Raw genomic sequence first — 18,479 nt, forward strand, 5'->3', positions numbered from 1 at the left:
GCGTCCGCATGTCAAACAACATGAAAAATATTGAATTTGAAAAGCCGTCCTATACAGAATGGCAAGATGCAGCAATAAAAGCTTTAAAAGGGAAACCATTCGAGTCTCTTTTAACAAAAACAAGTGAAGGTATTACACTTGAACCACTGTACACACAAGAAAGTTTAGTAGCAAAACTGGGTGAAGATCTTGAAAAACAAGTAGCCACAATCCGTTCCCTACAAAATACTTCTGTATTTAGTGTGGCTCAGCAAGTTTATGCAGGTTCAAGTGAAGCATTCTTTGCGCAGCTTGATGATAGTTTAGTTCGTGGCAATGAAGTTGTTACAATTGATAGTCGTGTAAACTTTGCGTGGACTGAAGAAATAATCGCAAAATTGGCTCCTTATTTATCGGAATATTCATTCAAAATCACGGTGGAAAATGCTAATGACCCATTATTGGCGGTATTCGATAAAATTGAAGTTAGTAAGCGAGATTCCGTAAAAGGCTATATCGTTTCGCAAGAGCCAGTTGTCCTTGCAGATTTCTCAAATGTTCGAACTAATGGTGCGGATACAATCGTTTATCACAATCAAGGTGCAAATGCTGTTCAAGAATTAGCTTATGCGCTGGCAATAGCAGCTAAATACGCCGAAGAGACAGAAAATTTCGAAGCGTTTGCTCATAAATTTTACGTTTCATTTGCTGTGGACACGCAATTCTTTACAGAAGTTGCGAAACTTCGTGCTTTTAAAGTACTTTGGAAAGCGTTCTCATCAGCGTATGGTGTTACAGGAAATGTGAAAGTACCTACATTAGCTGAAACTTCACTTCGCGGTTTCTCTAAATTGGATGTATATGTAAACTTACTACGTGCTGGAAATGAAGCGCTTTCTGGTTTAATTGGCGGTGCGGATGTCTTTACAGTTCACCCACATGATGCGTTAACGAAACCTACAGAGCAATCTGTTCGTATTGCACGCAACGTATCTTTAGTATTAAGAGAAGAAACAAATGTCTTAAAAACAACTGATCCAGCAGGTGGCTCTTACTTTGTAGAATCTTTAACTGCAGACTTTGTGAAAGAAGCATGGGCTTTATTCTTAGAGATTGAAGCGGCTGGTGGTATTGATGCTTACTCAGCATCTGGTAAATTAGCGGAAGAGTTAGAGGCTTCTTACCAAGCGCGTGTAAAAGCAGTACAAACGCGTAAACAATCATTAATCGGTACGAATATTTATGCAAACCCTGCGGACGTTCTTGAAAACACAACTAATCCACTATTTGCAGATATTAAGCGTATTGCAATACCTTTCGAGCAATTACGTGCTGAAATGACTGCGGCTGATGTGAAAACTGGTATTTTAACATTAGGTTCACTAAAAAGATCGAAGCCACGTGCAGATTTCGTCTCTGGGTTCTTAAATACTGTCGGACTAGTGCCAGAAAAAAGCGGTCAAATTTCAACGGCGGAAGAAGCAGTAGCTTGGTTAAATGCGACAGAAGCGAAATATGTTGTGATTGCGGCAAATGACGACAATACAAAAGAATTATTACCAGCAATTTTAGCGGGTAAACCAGAGGGTGTAATAGTAGACGTAGCTGGTAAATTTAAAGATGAAGAAGAAGCTTGGTTAGCAAATGGCTTAAATGGCTTTATTTTTGCAGGACAAAACATCATTGAAAAATTAAACTCTGTGTCTGCTAGCATGAAGGAGGTCCAACGATGAGCAAGCCAAATTTTAGTACAGTTGAAATCGAAAAAGTATTGACAGAAATAGCACCAGAGGCGTCAACAGAAATGTTCATGACGAATGAAGGAATTGAAATAAAAGATATCTATACAAAAGAAGATATCGCAGATGCAAAGCACTTGAATGATGTGGCTGGACTTGCGCCAAACACTCGTGGTCCATACCCTACTATGTATGTGGCACGTCCTTGGACAGTACGCCAATATGCAGGTTTCTCGACAGCGGAAGAATCAAATGCATTCTATAAACGAAACCTTGCAATGGGTCAAAAAGGTCTTTCAGTTGCCTTTGACTTAGCAACACACCGTGGTTATGACTCTGACCATTCACGTGTAACAGGTGACGTAGGTAAAGCTGGGGTAGCTATTGACTCTGTAGAAGATATGAAAATTCTATTTGATCAAATCCCACTAGACCAAATGTCAGTTTCGATGACAATGAATGGTGCGGTATTACCAATCCTTGCATTCTATATCGTAGCTGCTGAAGAACAAGGGGTTACTCCTGATTTATTAGCAGGGACAATCCAAAATGATATTTTAAAAGAGTACATGGTACGTAATACTTATATCTATCCGCCAGCAATGTCGATGAAAATTATCGCAGACATTTTCGAATTCACAGCGAAATTTATGCCGAAATTCAACTCGATTTCTATTTCTGGTTATCATATTCAAGAAGCAGGTGCGACAAACGACATCGAGCTTGCGTATACACTAGCTGATGGTCTTGAATACGTCCGTACCGGTCTTAAAGCTGGTATTGATATCGATGCCTTTGCACCACGCTTATCATTCTTCTGGGCAATCGGCATGAATTATTACATGGAAGTAGCAAAAATGCGTGCAGCACGCCGAATTTGGGCACAAATGATGTCTACGTTTAACCCGAAAAACCCAAAAACATTAGCTTTACGTACGCACTCACAAACATCTGGTTGGTCTTTAACAGAGCAAGATCCATTCAATAATGTGACACGTACATTAATCGAAGCAAATGCTGCGGCAATGGGGCATACACAATCATTGCACACGAACGCACTGGATGAAGCGATTGCACTTCCGACAGACTTCTCTGCACGTATCGCTCGTAATACACAGTTATTCTTACAGGAAGAAACAGGTATGACGAAAGTAATCGATCCATGGGGTGGTTCATATTACGTTGAGAAATTAACAGATGAAATCACAAAATCTGCATGGGCATTAATCGAAGAAATCGAAGAGCTTGGTGGGATGGCTAAAGCTATCGAAACAGGTCTTCCGAAGATGAAAGTTGAAGAAGCAGCGGCAAAACGCCAAGCGAAAATCGACTCTAAATCAGAAACAATTGTCGGTGTTAACAAATACCGCCTAGATAAAGAAGAACCAATCGATATTCTTGATATCGACAACACACTTGTACGTCAAAAACAAATCGAGCGCTTAGATGCTATGAAAGCAGCTCGTGATGAAGCAGAAGTACAAAAACATTTAGCACGCCTTACAAAAGCGGCACAAGATGGCGAAGAAAACTTACTAGCTGTAGCAGTAGATGCAGCGCGTGCGCGTGCTTCTCTTGGAGAAATCTCTGATGCTATCGAATCGGTTTCTGGTCGTCATAAAGCAATTATCCGTTCAATTTCAGGTGTATATTCTGCAAACTTCTCTGATGAAGAGCAAATTACAGAAGTACAACAAATGACGGAAGAATTCAAAGAAAATGAGGGTCGTCGCCCGCGTATTTTAGTCGCAAAAATGGGACAAGATGGCCATGACCGTGGCGCAAAAGTTATTGCAACGGGCTATGCTGACTTAGGGTTTGATGTAGATATTTCGCCATTATTCATGACGCCTGAAGAAACAGCGCAAATGGCAGTTGAAAATGACGTGCATTGTATTGGTGTATCTTCATTAGCAGCAGGTCATAAAACGTTAGTGCCAGCATTAGTTTCTGAACTAGAAAAATTAGGACGCGAAGATATTATTATTATCGTTGGCGGCGTTATTCCAGCTCAAGACTACGAATTCCTTTATGAGGCTGGCGCAGTAGCAATCTTTGGACCAGGTACAGTAATTCCCGTATCTGCACAAAAGATCATCGAAGAAATCTACAAACGTTTAGGTTATGAGGAAGTGTCTGAATAATGGACAAAAACAAAGGGATAGAAGAAAGTGCGCTTTTTGTAATGGACGGCGTCGAGGCAACTCACGACGGTATGCAATACGGTACACCGAAAAAATTCCGAAAGAAAAAAGCCGAAAAAATTGATGTTAATGAGCTTGCACGTGAAGTACGTGCAGGCTCACGTATGCAACTATCGAAAGCTATCACACTCATTGAAAGCTCAAATGCTAGTCATAAAGTACTTGCACAAGAGCTTTTACAAGAGCTTCTAGCGCATACAGGCAACAGTGTCCGTATTGGGATTACTGGCGTACCAGGTGCAGGGAAAAGCTCGTTCATTGAAGCATTTGGAACGATGCTATGTGAAATGGGAAAAAAAGTAGCGGTCCTTGCAATTGATCCTAGTTCTTCATTATCGGGCGGCAGTATTTTAGGTGATAAAACACGAATGGAAGAGCTCGTGAAAAAACCAAATGCATTTGTTCGTCCTTCACCGTCTGCAGGTACCCTTGGGGGTGTCCATAAAAAGACGCGTGAAACGATGCTTCTCTGCGAGGCAGCAGGCTATGATGTGATTTTAATAGAAACGGTCGGAGTAGGGCAAAGTGAAACGTACGTCCGTGGTATGGTCGACTTTTTCTTACTTCTTGTTTTAACAGGTGCAGGAGACGAGCTACAAGGTATGAAGAAAGGCATCATGGAATTAGCAGATGCGATTGTTGTGCATAAAGCGGATGGTGATAATGTACGCCTTGCCAAAAAGACCGTTTCAGAGTACAAACAAATCCTTCACTTCTTACAGCCTGCAACACCGGGCTGGATGTCTACTGCATTGCCAGTAAGCTCATGGGAGAAACGTGGTCTGGACAAAGTTTGGGACACTATTGGAGAGTTCAAAGAAACGGTCGACGCGAATAATTACTGGTCAATTCGACGTCAAAATCAAACTAAAGAATGGTTCCAATCGATGATTACCGACCATTTAATTGATGCTTTTTATGGTGATCCAGCACGTAAGACACAAGTACAGCTTCTTGAGCGTCAAATCCTTGATGGCCAAATGACCGTTACACAAGGTGTAGATAGTTTGTTCCGCGACGACAATACACAGAAATAATGCATTCTTTTATGAGCAAGTAGGTGCACAAAATCGTAACTTACTGCTATGATAAGAGGGGTATCAATTCGACAAAACATTTGTTGAATAATAGCGGATCGAAGGTAACCTAAAAAGCAATGTTTACGGATACCTTTGTTGCCAAATTTGGCTCAAACTTGAAAGGAGCGTTTCACTTATGAACATGGATTATGATTTATTTATGCAAGAAATTTTAAAAACTGCGCGCGGAGAAATGGAGGCTGCTGGTTACGAACAACTTCGTACACCGGAAGCTGTAGAAGAGGCTTTCGCACGCCCTGGAACAACTTTAGTAATGGTGAACTCAGTATGTGGTTGCGCAGGCGGTATTGCACGTCCAGCTGCAGCAAATTGTGTACACTATGATAAACGTCCTGATCATCTTGTGACTGTATTTGCAGGCCAAGATAAAGAAGCAACAGCAGCAGCTCGTTATCACTTCGGTGAAGACCACCTGCCATCTTCTCCATCATTTGTTCTATTAAAAGATGGACAAGTAGTTGCTGAAGTCGGTCGTTATGAAATCGAAGGTCATGATCCAATGTCAGTTGTAACAAATCTGCAAGCAAACTTCGAAGAGTACTGCGAAGAGCTATAAGTGAAATTTTGCTAAAGCGCTGAAGGCGCTTTAGCCTTATTCTCTTTAGAGTTTTTGCAATATTGGCTCATATTTATAAGTCGGAGGATTGAGGGGTAAGCTAATCTTGTATGGATGTAAGTTTCTTATAAACCTTGCATAGATGGGAGGCAGTCGACCCTGAAAAAATTTTCAATCGGCTATCGTACAATTAAAACGGCGATTGGTACGGCCATTGCGATAGCTATTGCACAGTATTTCAACCTAGAATTTTATACTTCAGCTGGCGTTTTGACAATTTTATGTGTACAACCAACAAAAAAGAAATCTCTCGAATCCGCTTATACACGCCTTGTATCAGCTATTATTGGCATGATTTATGCATTTTTATGTTTTGAGCTAATTGGTTATCATCCATTTGCATTAGCAGTGATGCTCTTGCTCTATATCCCGACCATCGTATCGCTTAAAGTGGTTGACGGCTTTGTATCAAGTGCAGTTATTATTTTGCATGTATACACAGTTGAAAGCTTTTCAATGGGGCTAGTTTATAATGAGCTCGCATTAATGGCTATTGGTTTCACTACAGGCTTAGTGATTAATATGTATATGGAAGACATAGGGAAAGAGTTAGACTATTACCGTAATAGAGTGGAAGAATTATTCTCTGTAATTTTCAAAGAAGTTGCTGTCTACTTAAGAGAGGGCGACACGATTTGGGATGGTCGAGAAATAATAGAGGCAATAGAAACATTGAATATTGCCAAGTCTCTAGCGTATAAAGATGTTGAAAATCATTTAACGAGACGTGAAAATAACTTATATGTTTATTTCGATATGCGTGAGAAACAGCTTGAAATTATTGAACGTGTATTACCGAAAGTGACGGAGCTTCCTGTTATAGTACAAGAGGCGGCGCTCGTAGCAGACTTTATGGAAGATATAGCAGAGCATATCCATCCAGGAGATATTGCGGGTCATTTTAGGGAAAAATTAGAGCTTGTGAAGGTGGAATTTGAAAAGTTACCACTTCCAAAAGATCATCAGGAATTTTTAGCTCAAGCAGCACTCTACCAGTTTATTGAAGAAATGGACCGTTATTTAGAGATTAAGCTGTCTTTTGAAGGGTTAAACGTGGAAAAAACGCGTCCACAGTAATGTGGACGCGCCCCCTTTTCTTATACTAGCATTGATAAACCGAATGCTAATGATGATAATACCATAATAATAATCATTGTATATACAACGACTTTTTGGAATTTTTTATTGCTCATATGCTCGTTCGCTCCTTCTTTTCTTATAAATAGTTTAGCAAATCTGAAAAAATTCTCAAGTAGTAGAGTTTTGTCGAAAAAGTCTGTAAAATAGATATGTACCATAACAGAAGGAGATGTCATCATGGAGAAAGTAGACCATATCGGGATTGCGGTTCGCGATCTTGATGAACGCATTACATATTATACAGAAACTTTAGGATTAAAGTTACTTAAAGTGGAAGAAGTTGAATCTCAACAGGTTCGTGTTGCGTTTATCGACGCTGGGAACGTGAAAATTGAATTACTAGAACCAATGAGTGAAAAAAGTGCGATACACGGATTCATCGAAAAACGTGGAGAAGGCATTCACCACATAGCATTCGGTGTAACAGGAATTCGTGAGCGCATGATTGAGCTTCGTGAAAAAGGCGTACGTCTTTTGTCAGACGAACCAGGGCCGGGTGCAGGTGGTGCTGAGGTTGCTTTCATGCATCCAAAATCATCTTTCGGTGTGTTGTATGAATTATGCGATAAAAGTGGAAAAGGGGATAAGTGATCAATATGGATATGTTCGACAAAATTAATGACTTGTATGACCGTAAGACGGTAATTGAACTTGGTGGTGGCTATGAGCGCATCGAGAAGCAACATGAAAAAGGGAAATTAACAGCTCGTGAGCGTATTGAATTATTACTAGATGAAGGTACTTTTTTCGAAATTAACCCATTCATTACACACCGTACAGTAGACTTTGGTATGGAAAAATTAGAAGGTCCTGGTGATGGTGTTGTAACTGGTTTCGGTAAAATTAACGGACGTCCAGTATACTTATTCTCTCAAGATTTCACTGTATTCGGCGGTGCACTTGGTGAAATGCATGCGAAAAAAATGGCTACAGTAATGGATCTTGCAGCGAAAAATGGTACGCCATTTATCGGCATCAACGATTCAGGCGGCGCGCGTATCCAAGAAGGCGTACTTTCTCTTGATGGTTACGGTCACATTTTCTATCGTAACGCAATTTATTCTGGTGTAATTCCACAAATCTCAGTTATCATGGGACCTTGTGCGGGTGGTGCAGTTTATTCACCAGCGATTACTGACTTTATCCTAATGGTGGATAAAACATCTCAAATGTTCATTACTGGACCTAAAGTAATTGAAACTGTTACAGGTGAAAAAATCTCTGCTGAAGACCTTGGTGGATCTAAAGTAAATAATGCAATTAGTGGTAATGCTCACTTCCGTGCTCCTTCTGAAGAAGCAGCGGTTGATCAAATCAAACAATTGCTTAGCTACTTACCACAAAACAATAAAGAAAAAGCACCTCGTCAAGCGAAGCCAGAGGGTGACGATTACCGTCCAGAAATCGTGGATGTTGTGCCAATCGAAACAACTCGTCCATATGATGTACGTAAAGTTGTTGAACAAGTAGTGGACGAGGGTTCGTTCATGGAAGTTCACTCTGAATTTGCTAAAAATGTAGTAGTTGGCTTTGCTCGTATTGCTGGTGAATCAGTAGGTCTTGTATGTAACCAACCAAAAGTATTAGCTGGTGGTCTTGATATTGACTCTTCAGATAAAGCAGCTCGTTTCATCCGTACTTGTGATGCGTACAATGTGCCAATCATCACTTTTGAAGACGTTTCTGGTTTCTTCCCAGGCGTTAAACAAGAGCACGGTGGTATCATCCGTCACGGCGCGAAAATCCTTTATGCATACTCAGAGGCGACTGTACCAAAAATTACAGTAATCCTTCGTAAAGCATACGGCGGTGCTTATGTAGCCCTAAACTCTAAATCTATCGGCGCTGACCTAGTATTTGCTTGGCCAAATGCTGAAATCGCAGTTATGGGTGCAGCTGGTGCAGCAAACATCATCTTCGCACGTGAAATCGCGAAATCAGAAGATCCTGAAGCAACGCGTGCAGCAAAAATCGAAGAATACAAAGAGAAATTCGCAAATCCATACGTTGCGGCATCTCGCGGGATGGTAGACGATGTTATTGATCCACGCGATACTCGTATCAAGTTAATCCAAGCATTAGACATGCTTTCAAACAAACAAGAATCACGTCCAGAGAAAAAACACGGAAACATTCCGCTATAAGATTTGGATGGACAAGCCCAGTAACCTTTTTGGTTACTGGGTTTTTTAATAGAGTATGAATTTAATAATGTAATTTTGTATGTAAAATTTGTTTAATAATGACTGAAAATTGAAACATTCTGTCCGTTCATACGTATATATTGAAAAGGGAGATGAATCGGATGGAATGGAGACAACTACAAAAAGAACAGGAAGTAATTCACACCCAAATTCGAAATTATGAAAGGTTCTGTGAGCAAAAATCTCTGATTGAAGGGCAAATCGAGCATGCAAGGCAGGATATTGCTTATAACACAGCGGTACTCAATAAAATCCGCCAGAAACTCGATAAGTTAGAAGGCTTTTCATTTATGAATCTAATTCGTACTTGGACGGGACAACAAGATGAACTTCGTGCTGAAAAAATAGATAAAGCGGCAGTACTCGAATTAAAAATTAATGAAGCAAAAAAGATAAATCAAGATTTACTAAAAGACCTTGAACAAGTAACCCAAAAATTAACACCAATTAATCATTCCCAGTTAAAAGAAGAGTTAACCCGCCTGAAGGCGAAAAAGAAAGAGTACCTACAACTACATAATCCTGCAAAAGCACATAAACTTGAGCACCTAGTAGATGAGGAAATTCTGACAAAGCAATTGATGAAAGAAATTAATGAAGCAGATGAAGCGGGTGAAGTTGCCTTATCAGCTCTTGGAAAAGCAGCAGCATCACTACATTCTGCAGGTAGTTATTCGACGTGGGATACGTTTTTTGGTGGTGGATTACTGGCGACACATTTAAAACACGATTCACTTGATAAATCAGAGAGCTATTTACACAATGCACAAATAGCTTTGCAACGCTTCCAAAATGAGCTACTTGATGTCCAAAATATGTCTACGGAATCATTACATGTGGAAACGGATGGTTTTGTAAAATTTGCGGACTACTTTTTTGATGACATTTTTTCTGCATGGTCGGTACATTCTAAAATATCAACTGCTAGAGAACAAGTATCACGTGTGCAAGATGATGTCCATAATACCCTTAGGCGTTTGCATGAAAAGCAAAATAAAGCAAAAGAATACTTAGTGGAACTCAAGCAGGAGCAGACTGTGTTATTAGAATTTTAATAGAATCTGTGGGAAACGTTTACACGTTTTTCTCACAGATTTTTTCTTTTACTAATTTACAATGAGCAAATTTCAAAACAATTATTTCCGTTCTATTGACGTATAGGAGCTTTCCGCTCTGGCACTCGCTTTCCACGGGCTTGGCTTCAGTCTCCTCCTTCGCTACGCTACGTGCGGGGCCTTCCGCTCAAGCTTTTCCCATAGGAAAGTTTACTTTGCGACGAAAGCGAAGCGGATTTTTACCATATAGAAAGGTAGTTGTTCTGCTAAAAGAAACTTATTGGACGTCTCCATGAATGCGGTTTTAGCACTTTTTCAGTGAGCGTTCAGACCTTGGCTGAATGATGATAAAGCCTAAGAGGGGTGTTACAGATATTTTGTGTGCGAAAGCGAAGCGATAGTTACAGCAACAATTACGCCTCGCGTAATTGATTTCAACCGATCGTCCGTTATGATAAAATATAGGAGATACTATAGCGTGGAAAAACACGTAAACTAAGGGAGTCCTACAATATGACAAGTCGTTTAGTAGAAGAGTTTTTTGAGCTCGTACAAATTGATTCAGAAACAAAGTATGAACATGAGATTGCTCCAGTATTAATTGATAAATTAACAGCGCTTGGATTTGCAGTAGAGCAAGATGATGCACATACACGCAATGGCCACGGTGCAGGAAATATAATCGCTACTTTAAAAGGTACTTTAGATGTGGAGCCTATCTATTTCACTTCTCATATGGATACAGTTGTTCCGGGTAAAGGCATTAAGCCATCGATCCGTGAAGACGGCTATATCGTGTCAGATGGCACTACGATTTTAGGTGCTGATGATAAGGCGGGTCTTGCGGCATTATTTGAAATGGTGAAACGCTTAAAAGAACAAAACATCACACATGGTGATATTGAATTCATCATTACAGCAGGTGAAGAGAGTGGACTAGTTGGCGCGAAGGAATTAGATGCTTCTAAAATTAAAGCAAAATATGGCTTTGCAGTGGATAGTGATGGTAAAGTTGGAGGAATCGTGACAGCAGCTCCTTATCAAGCCAAAATTTTCACTAAAATTATCGGTAAAACGGCACATGCTGGTGTTGCTCCAGAAAAAGGTATATCGGCAATTACTGTTGCATCGAAATGTATTGCAAAAATGAAGCTTGGTAGATTAGATGAAGAAACAACTGCGAATATCGGTCGTTTCGAAGGCGGTCAAGCTACAAATATCGTTTGCGATGAGGTAACGATTTTAGCAGAGGCACGTTCGATTGACAAAGCAAAGTTAGATGCCCAAACAAAACATATGCAGGATACATTTGAGCAGGTATCAGCATCATTTGGCGCGCGTGCTGAGGTGGAAGTAACGTTAATGTACCCAGGCTTCCGTGTGACAGAGCAAGATAAGGTAGTGCAAGTAGCGATGGCAGCTGCACGAAATATTGACCGCACACCACAGCTGGGTATTTCAGGAGGCGGCTCTGATGCAAATGTAATCGCAGGCTTCGGAATTCCAACTGTTAACCTCTCTGTAGGTTACGAAGATATTCACACAACTAACGAAAAAATGCCAGTGGAAGAACTCGAAAAATTAGCAGATTTACTTGTAGAAATCGTGAAGGAATCTACAAAGCATTAATATCAGATTGAAGGAAGTGACCGCATGGAAAGTGTAAAAACAGTTGTTTTTGCTTGTGGGACTGAAGAATATGCAGTGCCTGTAGAGCAAGCGATATCGATTGAAAAGTTAGAGCATGTCACACCGATTCCGCACTTGCCAAATTATTTATTAGGCTTTACGAGAATTCGTGGGGAACTCATACCAGTACTTGATTTTGAACGTATTTTGTATAATCGTTCTACAACGACACCGACATCTCGAATCATTGTATTAAATACGGATGTCGTAAATTATGGCTTGCTAGTAACTGACGCAAGAGAAATTCTTGATTTTGACGAGTCTGTTTTAAAGCAGGTGGGCCTTGTGAATTATTCGAAGACGCGTTATTTCACAGCTGTTGCAAATCTAGAAAATCGTATGATCACGTACGTAGATCCAAAAGTATTGGTGAACTCACTTGAGGGTATTCGTGAAATTATTAATTACCTACACAAAATGCTAGAAAATGAAAAAAACGTAGAGGCTTAAGAGCTCTACGTTTTTTTATGATCATTGTAAGTTTTGGTCATTACTTTTAAATGAATTATGAAAGTCTACCACTATAGTCTTCAAACTTAAATTCACGAATGACTTTGATGCCTTCTTCGTCGTTGTAAGAAACAATTGCAGGAAGATTCACACCATTAAACATGTGGTTTTTCACCATTGAGTAATGAGCCATATCTGTAAAAATAAGTTTGTCGCCTGTTTTTAATGGTTGTTCAAATGAATAGTCCCCGATAACATCCCCTGCAAGGCATGTAAGGCCCCCAAGACGATATGTGTGTGCTAGCTCATTCGGTTGTCCAGCACCGATAATAACAGGACGGTAGGGCATTTCAAGTACATCTGGCATATGGCATGTTGCAGATGTATCTAAAATAGCAAGGTCCATACCGTTCTTTTGCACATCTAGTACTGTAGCAACTAGATAGCCAGTGTTTAATGCCACTGCTTCACCTGGCTCTAAATACACCTGTAGGTCATATTTTTCCTGGATGTAGTTAATGATACCAACAAGCTTTTCTACATCATAATCTTCACGTGTAATATGGTGTCCACCACCGAAGTTTAACCACTTCATTTGATGAAGGACTTCGCCGAATTTTTCCTCAACAACAGCAATTGTCCGTTCAAGCGTGTCAGAGTTTTGCTCACACATCGTATGGAAGTGTAAACCATCAATGCCATCTAGCTCGTCATGCTTAAAGTTTGCAAGCGTTGTGCCAAGGCGTGAGTTTGTGAAGCAAGGGTCGTAAAGGGCTGTTTCAATTTCTGAGTACTCAGGATTCACGCGAATACCGCACTCAATTGTTTTACCAGCTGCCTTCACTTTATCTTTGTACTGTGCCCACTGGTTAAATGAGTTAAAGACGATATGATCGACATAGCCTAGTAGTTCGTCCATTTCATGTTCTACATAAGCCGGTGCATAGACATGGACTTCTTTGCCCATTTTTTCATAGCCTAGTCGCGCTTCAAATAGCGAGCTAGACGTAATGCCAGTTAAGTATTTACCGACTAAAGGGAATGTCGAATGCATCGAAAATCCTTTGAGTGCAAGCAAAATACGGCAGCCAGTACGATCTTGAATTGATTTTAACAGCTCTAGGTTTCTCGTTAATAGTCTTTCATCCACCACATAGGCGGGGGATGGGACTTTCGTGAAGTCAATGAATTTCATCTGCTTAGTTCCTTAGCTTTTACATCAAGATCTAGTAGTTCAGGGTTATGACTTTCTTGCCATGGGAGACCCCATTTATTTAACGCATCCATGAATGGATCTGGGTCGAATTCTTCTACGTTGTAAACGCCAGGCTTTTGCCATGTGCCGTTCATCACAAGCATTGCCCCGATCATAGCTGGTACCCCGGTTGTATATGAAATTGCTTGTGAACCAACTTCGTTATAACATTCTTCATGATCACACACGTTATATACGTAGTATGTTTTTTCCTTACCATCTTTGAGTCCACGAACGATACAGCCGATGTTTGTTTTACCTTTTGTACGTGGCCCAAGTGAAGCAGGGTCTGGTAATACTTTCGATAAGAAATGAATAGGCTGAATCATTTTGCCTTCATATTCGATAGGCTCAATAGATGTCATGCCAACATTCTCTAATACTTTTAAGTGTGTAAGATATTTCTCAGAGAATGTCATCCAGAAGCGGATTTGTTTTAAACCTTTAATATTTTTAGAGATTGACTCTAGTTCTTCATGATACAGAAGGTAGATATCTTTTGGACCGATTTCTGGTAAGTTATACACTTCTTTTTTCTCAAGTGGTGCTGTTTCAATCCATTCGCCCTCTCTCCAATAACGACCATTCGCTGTAATTTCGCGGATGTTGATTTCTGGATTAAAGTTTGTTGCGAAGTGATAGCCGTGATCACCAGCATTTGCATCGACGATATCGATATAGTGAATTTCATCGAATTCATGTTTTTGTGCATGAGCAGTGAAAACTCCTGTTACGCCAGGGTCAAAGCCACTACCGAGTAGGGCAGTTAAACCGGCTTTTTCAAACTTTTCTTTATAAGCCCATTGCCATTTATATTCAAATTTTGCCGTTTCAGGTGGCTCGTAGTTTGCAGTATCCACATAGTGCACACCTGTAGCTAAGCAAGCATCCATAATCGTTAAATCTTGATAAGGCAGTGCTACGTTAATGACAACATCAGGTCCGAAGCTCTTAATAAGCTCGATCACCTCGTCAGTATTGTCGGCATCTACCTGTGCGGTGTGAATCTTTGTCTTCCCGCCGTCTAGTTTTTCTTTTAGAGCGTCACATTTTGAAACAGTTCTACTTGCGATACAGATTTCCTCAAATACGTCCGAATTTTGAACACACTTGTGTACCACAACGCTGGCAACTCCGCCAGCTCCTATAATCAATGCTTTACCCAATTGTCTACCCCCAGGTTCATATAAATGTATTTTTCAAACAAGCTGATTATACAGAAAATTGCCTCAAGTCACAATGATTGTTTTGAAATTTTCTACAAAAAAATCCACTTTTCAACAAAAACATCCATTTTTTAAGAGGAATCATTAGGAAAAAGAAGTGTTTTGTGACAAAAGAAGCCCCACTGTATCTAATAACAGGGGGATAGGATAATTATAGGAATTTCATGGAATTGAGTAGACAATTTTATTGGTTATTTACCACAAATTATGGTCGATAAAAACATGTGTAAAATCACTAATAAAACAAATGGAATACTGATAATATTATGCAATCCTAAAGTAATCCATTAGTAAAAAAACTGATCCTACCTTTGCCAAACATATCACTTCTCATGCAAACGGATCATTCATATACAAAACATTTTTGAAACCATTGTTTTAATGAAAAGACGGTTAATTTCAACCCTAATTAATGGTATCTAGACTATTTACTCTTAGTTATATTTTATTTTGAAATTGATTTGTCATGGGTCCTTTTTTATCGCTCCAAACATAGAAAACTGTGATCAAGAGAGTACTAAAGAGCCCCATCACTAATCCATACGTGCTAAGCTCGATTTCAGTTTGACTTTGAGTAGCATAAACAAAAATTGCCCCTAAAGTTAAAAAATTACCAAAGACAAGTGATAAAAAGTTAGTGAATTTGCTCATAATTAATACCCCCCTTAAAAATAATATTTTAGTAATAGAAAATTGATTTTCTTATCATTATCTCATAATTCAGATAATTCCGAAAGTTTTATTTTCATTAAAATTCAAAAAAGAATAAAAGATTCTTTTTAAATACATCTTTTTGTAGTATGATGGTAGAAAATTATGAGGTTACATAGATTTTTACAAGAAAGGGGAGCGTATGAATTGTGAAGTTAAAAAATTCGTTAACGTTTCAACTCGGAACAATTATTGCAGGTATTCTTGTTGTTATGCTTGGCATTACTTCGTTCGCTACATACATAACCGCCTATAATAAATTGTATGATGCTGCAGGCGTAGAGGCATATGGGTGTGCCAATATTACAACAGGTTTAATTCAACCTGCGGATATAGATAAAGCCCTTACTGGAGATCGCGCAGCAATAGACAAAATCAGCAGTGAGCTTAATTGGACAATCAACCATAAGGAAATATTCCAAACACAGTATATTTTAAAACTTGACGGAACATTACTGGCACTTGATGATCAACTTGCATCAAGTGGCTTTGCATCAGGTGATTCATTTCAGATAGATAAAGAAGCCATTACAATGTTACTAGAAAAGAAACATCCAACCTATTCTGAGCCCTATACGTTTGGGGGAATGGACCGATTATCGGGGTATGCACCAATCTTTAAAGATCATGATGCAAGCAAAGAAATTATTGCTATAAGTGTAATTGATTTCGATGCGAACATTGTTAAAGAACGAACGTGGGATGTCGTGCGTAACGGCATTTTACTTAGTATTTTCCCTATGCTTTTAGCTTCGATTGTAACGGGGTTCTTAATTCGTCGAAAAGTGAAACCTATTAGCCAGCTTATTGAACAGGCAAAACAAATTGCAGACGGCAATCTAGCTGTGGCTGCATCGGAAGTAAAGAGCCATGATGAAGTGGGTGATCTAGGTAACACGTTAAATCGTATGACCGTTAATTTGCAAAACATATTATTGACAATGCGCTCTACTTCCCATCAATTGACAGGTAATGCCAATCAAACTACTAATACGCTTAGTGAAATGACGGATACAGTGCAAGGTGTGGCCAATAATATTGGAGAAGTAACAGCGGCTGTAACCGATGGCATGCATCATGCGGTAAACGCGACAGAAGTGCTAGAGTCTCTGGCTGAAGACATGCAAAGTATGAAAGCAAAAGCAGATAATACCGTTGTAAATTCAAATCAAACAATGAAAATCGCAGCCGAGGGAGAGCGTCGTGCAAAGGATATTAATCATGATATGGAATTAATTCGAAGTGGTTCTGATGAAGTACGACATACAATTCAAAATTTAGTCGCATCAACAACGAAAATTCATGACATTACTACCACTATTGCAGGTATCGCTACACAAACAAACTTGTTGGCACTAAATGCTTCTATTGAGGCGGCTCGAGCTGGTGAACAAGGCAAAGGCTTTGCGGTAGTTGCTGAGGAAGTACGAAAGCTTGCGGAACAATCTAATCGAGAAGTATTAGAAGTAGACAAAGTCGTACAAGAGATTATGGAACATATACAACATGTGAATTCTTCTACAACAAACAATACGCAATATATTGAAAAAGGCACGGAGACAGTTCGTTTAACAGCGCAATCACTTAGTGATATTTCAACGGCAGTAGCAGAAACAGTGCAGGAAATTACGGTGATTTCCGATTTGATGACGGCTGAAACGGAAAAATCAAATTATGTTGTGCAAATGATTCAACAATTAACGGATACCATTCAAGAAATAGAGAAAACGATGAATAACATTTCTGTAGCTGCCCAGCAAACTACCGATAGCATTGATGAAGTGGCACAAAGCTCAAATGAAACAACACAAATGGCACATGAACTTGAAAAATATGTTAAAACTTTTAAATTGAAAGAAAATAGCTAATTTTCTTGCTAAAGATGGTAAACTTGTAGAAAGGCTTTTTTAAAAGTGAAGGCGAGGATTTTATAGTGATTAAACAGTTTGACGAGCGAGTGCAAAATATCAATGAATTATTTGTAAGTGGGCAAGTAAAGGAAAGTTATAAAGTCGCAAAAGCGCTACTTGCTGATCCATCGTTTGCATCGGATGAGTCATTTGAAGTGGTGCAGCAACATGTTGAATTGTTACAAGCAAATGGCTATGACAATATGCCGAAACCGACTGTGGATAAACTAAAGCAAAGTGTTGAACGTGCGGACGAATCGTATCCAGAGCGTGATGTATTAGCTGCATATTTGGGTAGTCAGGATGCAGAGCTGTTCGGCAAGGTTGTGGATGAATTATTGGTAGGACCGGTGGAAGCACAGGCAAATGCCTATTATACGATGGCAGAGTATTTTTGGTTGGCAAAAGAAAATGATAAGGCGATAGCACAGTATGCAGAAGCAGTTAAATTACAGCCAAATAAAGCACTATACTGGGGTGCTTTTGCACAATTTATCAATCGGATAGAGGGAAGCCCATATTTAGCACTTCGTTTGATTGAAGAGGCAATTCAGTTAGATGGTATGAACCCACGCTGGTACTTCGTGCAGGGGAATATTCTGTTACAACTTGTGGCTTCTACGAAAAATTTAAGCTATTTACCTGCACTTGAAGAGTCTTGGAATAAGGCGGAAAAACGTTGCAGTGCCAAGCAAGTCGCATTAAAAGTGGAGCTGTCGAAGTCAAAAGATGTCCTCGTACAGTGGAAGAAACAAATGTTATAAAAAGACGAAGCTTCTCTCATTAAATAGGAGAAGCTTCGTTTTTTATTCACTAATAATATCACCAGTCCAAGAGCTCATGCCTTGTTTGACGTTGAGTACTTGGAAGCCTGCTTTGGTAAGTTGTTCACTTGCTTTTTGAGAGCGGTTGCCACTTTGACAAATAATGATGTAGTTCTGGTCTTGCTTAAGTAAACCGTAGTTACCTTCTGAGATTGCAGTGAGTGGAACGTTTAGTGCATCTGGAATATGTCCTGCGTTATATTCCTCTATTTCACGAACATCGACAATTTGCCAGCCATCAGTGACTTTGTTTTCAATAGTAGTAATATCAATCGTTTCATAGGATTCTTGGCTAGTAGAGCATCCAACAAGTAATAATATTGCTACAAGCGATAGAAGTATTTTTTGCATGGAATATCCCCCAACATTTGTTTAAT

At 39.5% G+C, this 18,479-nt stretch carries 17 protein-coding genes; 12 read left to right on the plus strand and 5 right to left on the minus strand.

The window, feature by feature from the left end; translation table 11 throughout:
* Window positions 1-20 precede the first annotated feature (20 nt).
* The 5 genes from ACIQ2D_RS04170 (at window position 21) to ACIQ2D_RS04190 (ending at window position 6,715) form a co-directional block, all read left to right on the plus strand.
* Window positions 21-1,712, plus strand: coding sequence for a methylmalonyl-CoA mutase family protein (locus ACIQ2D_RS04170; protein ID WP_402859845.1), 1,692 nt, complete (start codon window positions 21-23; stop codon window positions 1,710-1,712).
* Window positions 1,709-3,862, plus strand: a complete 2,154-nt coding sequence (scpA, locus tag ACIQ2D_RS04175) for a methylmalonyl-CoA mutase (RefSeq protein WP_402859847.1) — start codon at window positions 1,709-1,711, stop codon at window positions 3,860-3,862. Before ACIQ2D_RS04170 ends, scpA begins: the two co-directional genes overlap by 4 nt.
* Window positions 3,862-4,959: a methylmalonyl Co-A mutase-associated GTPase MeaB gene (meaB, locus tag ACIQ2D_RS04180; protein ID WP_402859850.1), complete on the plus strand. Its 1,098-nt coding sequence runs from the start codon at window positions 3,862-3,864 to the stop codon at window positions 4,957-4,959. Before scpA ends, meaB begins: the two co-directional genes overlap by 1 nt.
* Window positions 4,960-5,137: 178 nt before the next feature.
* The gene (locus tag ACIQ2D_RS04185; RefSeq protein ID WP_402859853.1) at window positions 5,138-5,578 is read left to right on the plus strand and encodes a BrxA/BrxB family bacilliredoxin; all 441 of its coding nucleotides are present in this window, start codon (window positions 5,138-5,140) and stop codon (window positions 5,576-5,578) included.
* Between the two features lie 159 nt (window positions 5,579-5,737).
* Window positions 5,738-6,715, plus strand: a complete 978-nt coding sequence (locus tag ACIQ2D_RS04190) for an aromatic acid exporter family protein (protein ID WP_402860624.1) — start codon at window positions 5,738-5,740, stop codon at window positions 6,713-6,715.
* A 20-nt stretch (window positions 6,716-6,735) separates the two neighbouring features.
* On the opposite strand, the gene prli42 is transcribed toward ACIQ2D_RS04190, so the two are convergent.
* A complete protein-coding gene (gene prli42, locus ACIQ2D_RS04195; protein WP_402859856.1) occupies window positions 6,736-6,831 on the minus strand; it encodes a stressosome-associated protein Prli42 in 96 nt (31 codons plus the stop codon).
* Between the two features lie 124 nt (window positions 6,832-6,955).
* Here prli42 and mce point away from each other — a divergent pair, with 124 nt between their 5' ends.
* The 5 genes from mce (at window position 6,956) to ACIQ2D_RS04220 (ending at window position 12,176) form a co-directional block, all read left to right on the plus strand.
* Entirely contained in the window at window positions 6,956-7,369 is a 414-nt protein-coding gene (mce, locus tag ACIQ2D_RS04200; RefSeq protein ID WP_402859859.1) for a methylmalonyl-CoA epimerase, read from the plus strand.
* A gap of 5 nt (window positions 7,370-7,374) precedes the next feature.
* Window positions 7,375-8,922, plus strand: a complete 1,548-nt coding sequence (locus ACIQ2D_RS04205; protein WP_402859862.1) for an acyl-CoA carboxylase subunit beta — start codon at window positions 7,375-7,377, stop codon at window positions 8,920-8,922.
* A gap of 161 nt (window positions 8,923-9,083) precedes the next feature.
* Entirely contained in the window at window positions 9,084-10,037 is a 954-nt protein-coding gene (locus ACIQ2D_RS04210) for a hypothetical protein (protein ID WP_402859865.1), read from the plus strand.
* A gap of 513 nt (window positions 10,038-10,550) precedes the next feature.
* Window positions 10,551-11,666: a M20/M25/M40 family metallo-hydrolase gene (locus ACIQ2D_RS04215; protein ID WP_402859868.1), complete on the plus strand. Its 1,116-nt coding sequence runs from the start codon at window positions 10,551-10,553 to the stop codon at window positions 11,664-11,666.
* Between the two features lie 24 nt (window positions 11,667-11,690).
* On the plus strand, window positions 11,691-12,176 hold the full coding sequence (locus tag ACIQ2D_RS04220; RefSeq protein WP_402859871.1) for a chemotaxis protein CheW: 486 nt from the start codon (window positions 11,691-11,693) through the stop codon (window positions 12,174-12,176).
* 55 nt (window positions 12,177-12,231) lie between these two features.
* Here ACIQ2D_RS04220 and nspC read toward each other — a convergent pair whose 3' ends face one another.
* The 3 genes from nspC to ACIQ2D_RS04235 form a co-directional block, all read right to left on the minus strand.
* On the minus strand, window positions 12,232-13,371 hold the full coding sequence (gene nspC / locus ACIQ2D_RS04225) for a carboxynorspermidine decarboxylase (protein WP_402859874.1): 1,140 nt from the start codon (window positions 13,369-13,371) through the stop codon (window positions 12,232-12,234).
* Window positions 13,368-14,597, minus strand: coding sequence for a saccharopine dehydrogenase family protein (locus ACIQ2D_RS04230; RefSeq protein ID WP_402859877.1), 1,230 nt, complete (start codon window positions 14,595-14,597; stop codon window positions 13,368-13,370). Before ACIQ2D_RS04230 ends, nspC begins: the two co-directional genes overlap by 4 nt.
* Before the next feature lie 498 nt (window positions 14,598-15,095).
* Window positions 15,096-15,308, minus strand: coding sequence for a hypothetical protein (locus ACIQ2D_RS04235; RefSeq protein WP_402859880.1), 213 nt, complete (start codon window positions 15,306-15,308; stop codon window positions 15,096-15,098).
* A gap of 209 nt (window positions 15,309-15,517) precedes the next feature.
* Between ACIQ2D_RS04235 and ACIQ2D_RS04240 the strand changes: the two genes are divergently transcribed.
* Both ACIQ2D_RS04240 and ACIQ2D_RS04245 read left to right on the plus strand, forming a co-directional pair.
* Window positions 15,518-17,236 carry a methyl-accepting chemotaxis protein gene (locus ACIQ2D_RS04240; protein ID WP_402859883.1) on the plus strand — a complete coding sequence of 573 codons (1,719 nt, stop codon included), beginning with the start codon at window positions 15,518-15,520 and terminating at the stop codon, window positions 17,234-17,236.
* 65 nt (window positions 17,237-17,301) lie between these two features.
* Complete coding sequence (locus ACIQ2D_RS04245) at window positions 17,302-18,042, plus strand: tetratricopeptide repeat protein (RefSeq protein WP_402859886.1); 741 nt, start codon at window positions 17,302-17,304, stop codon at window positions 18,040-18,042.
* Window positions 18,043-18,084: 42 nt separating this feature from the next.
* On the opposite strand, the gene ACIQ2D_RS04250 is transcribed toward ACIQ2D_RS04245, so the two are convergent.
* A complete protein-coding gene (locus tag ACIQ2D_RS04250; protein WP_402859889.1) occupies window positions 18,085-18,453 on the minus strand; it encodes a rhodanese-like domain-containing protein in 369 nt (122 codons plus the stop codon).
* Window positions 18,454-18,479 lie beyond the last annotated feature (26 nt).

This window comes from Lysinibacillus sp. NPDC097287 (assembly GCF_044761695.1).
Taxonomy (GTDB): Bacteria; Bacillota; Bacilli; order Bacillales_A; family Planococcaceae; genus Lysinibacillus.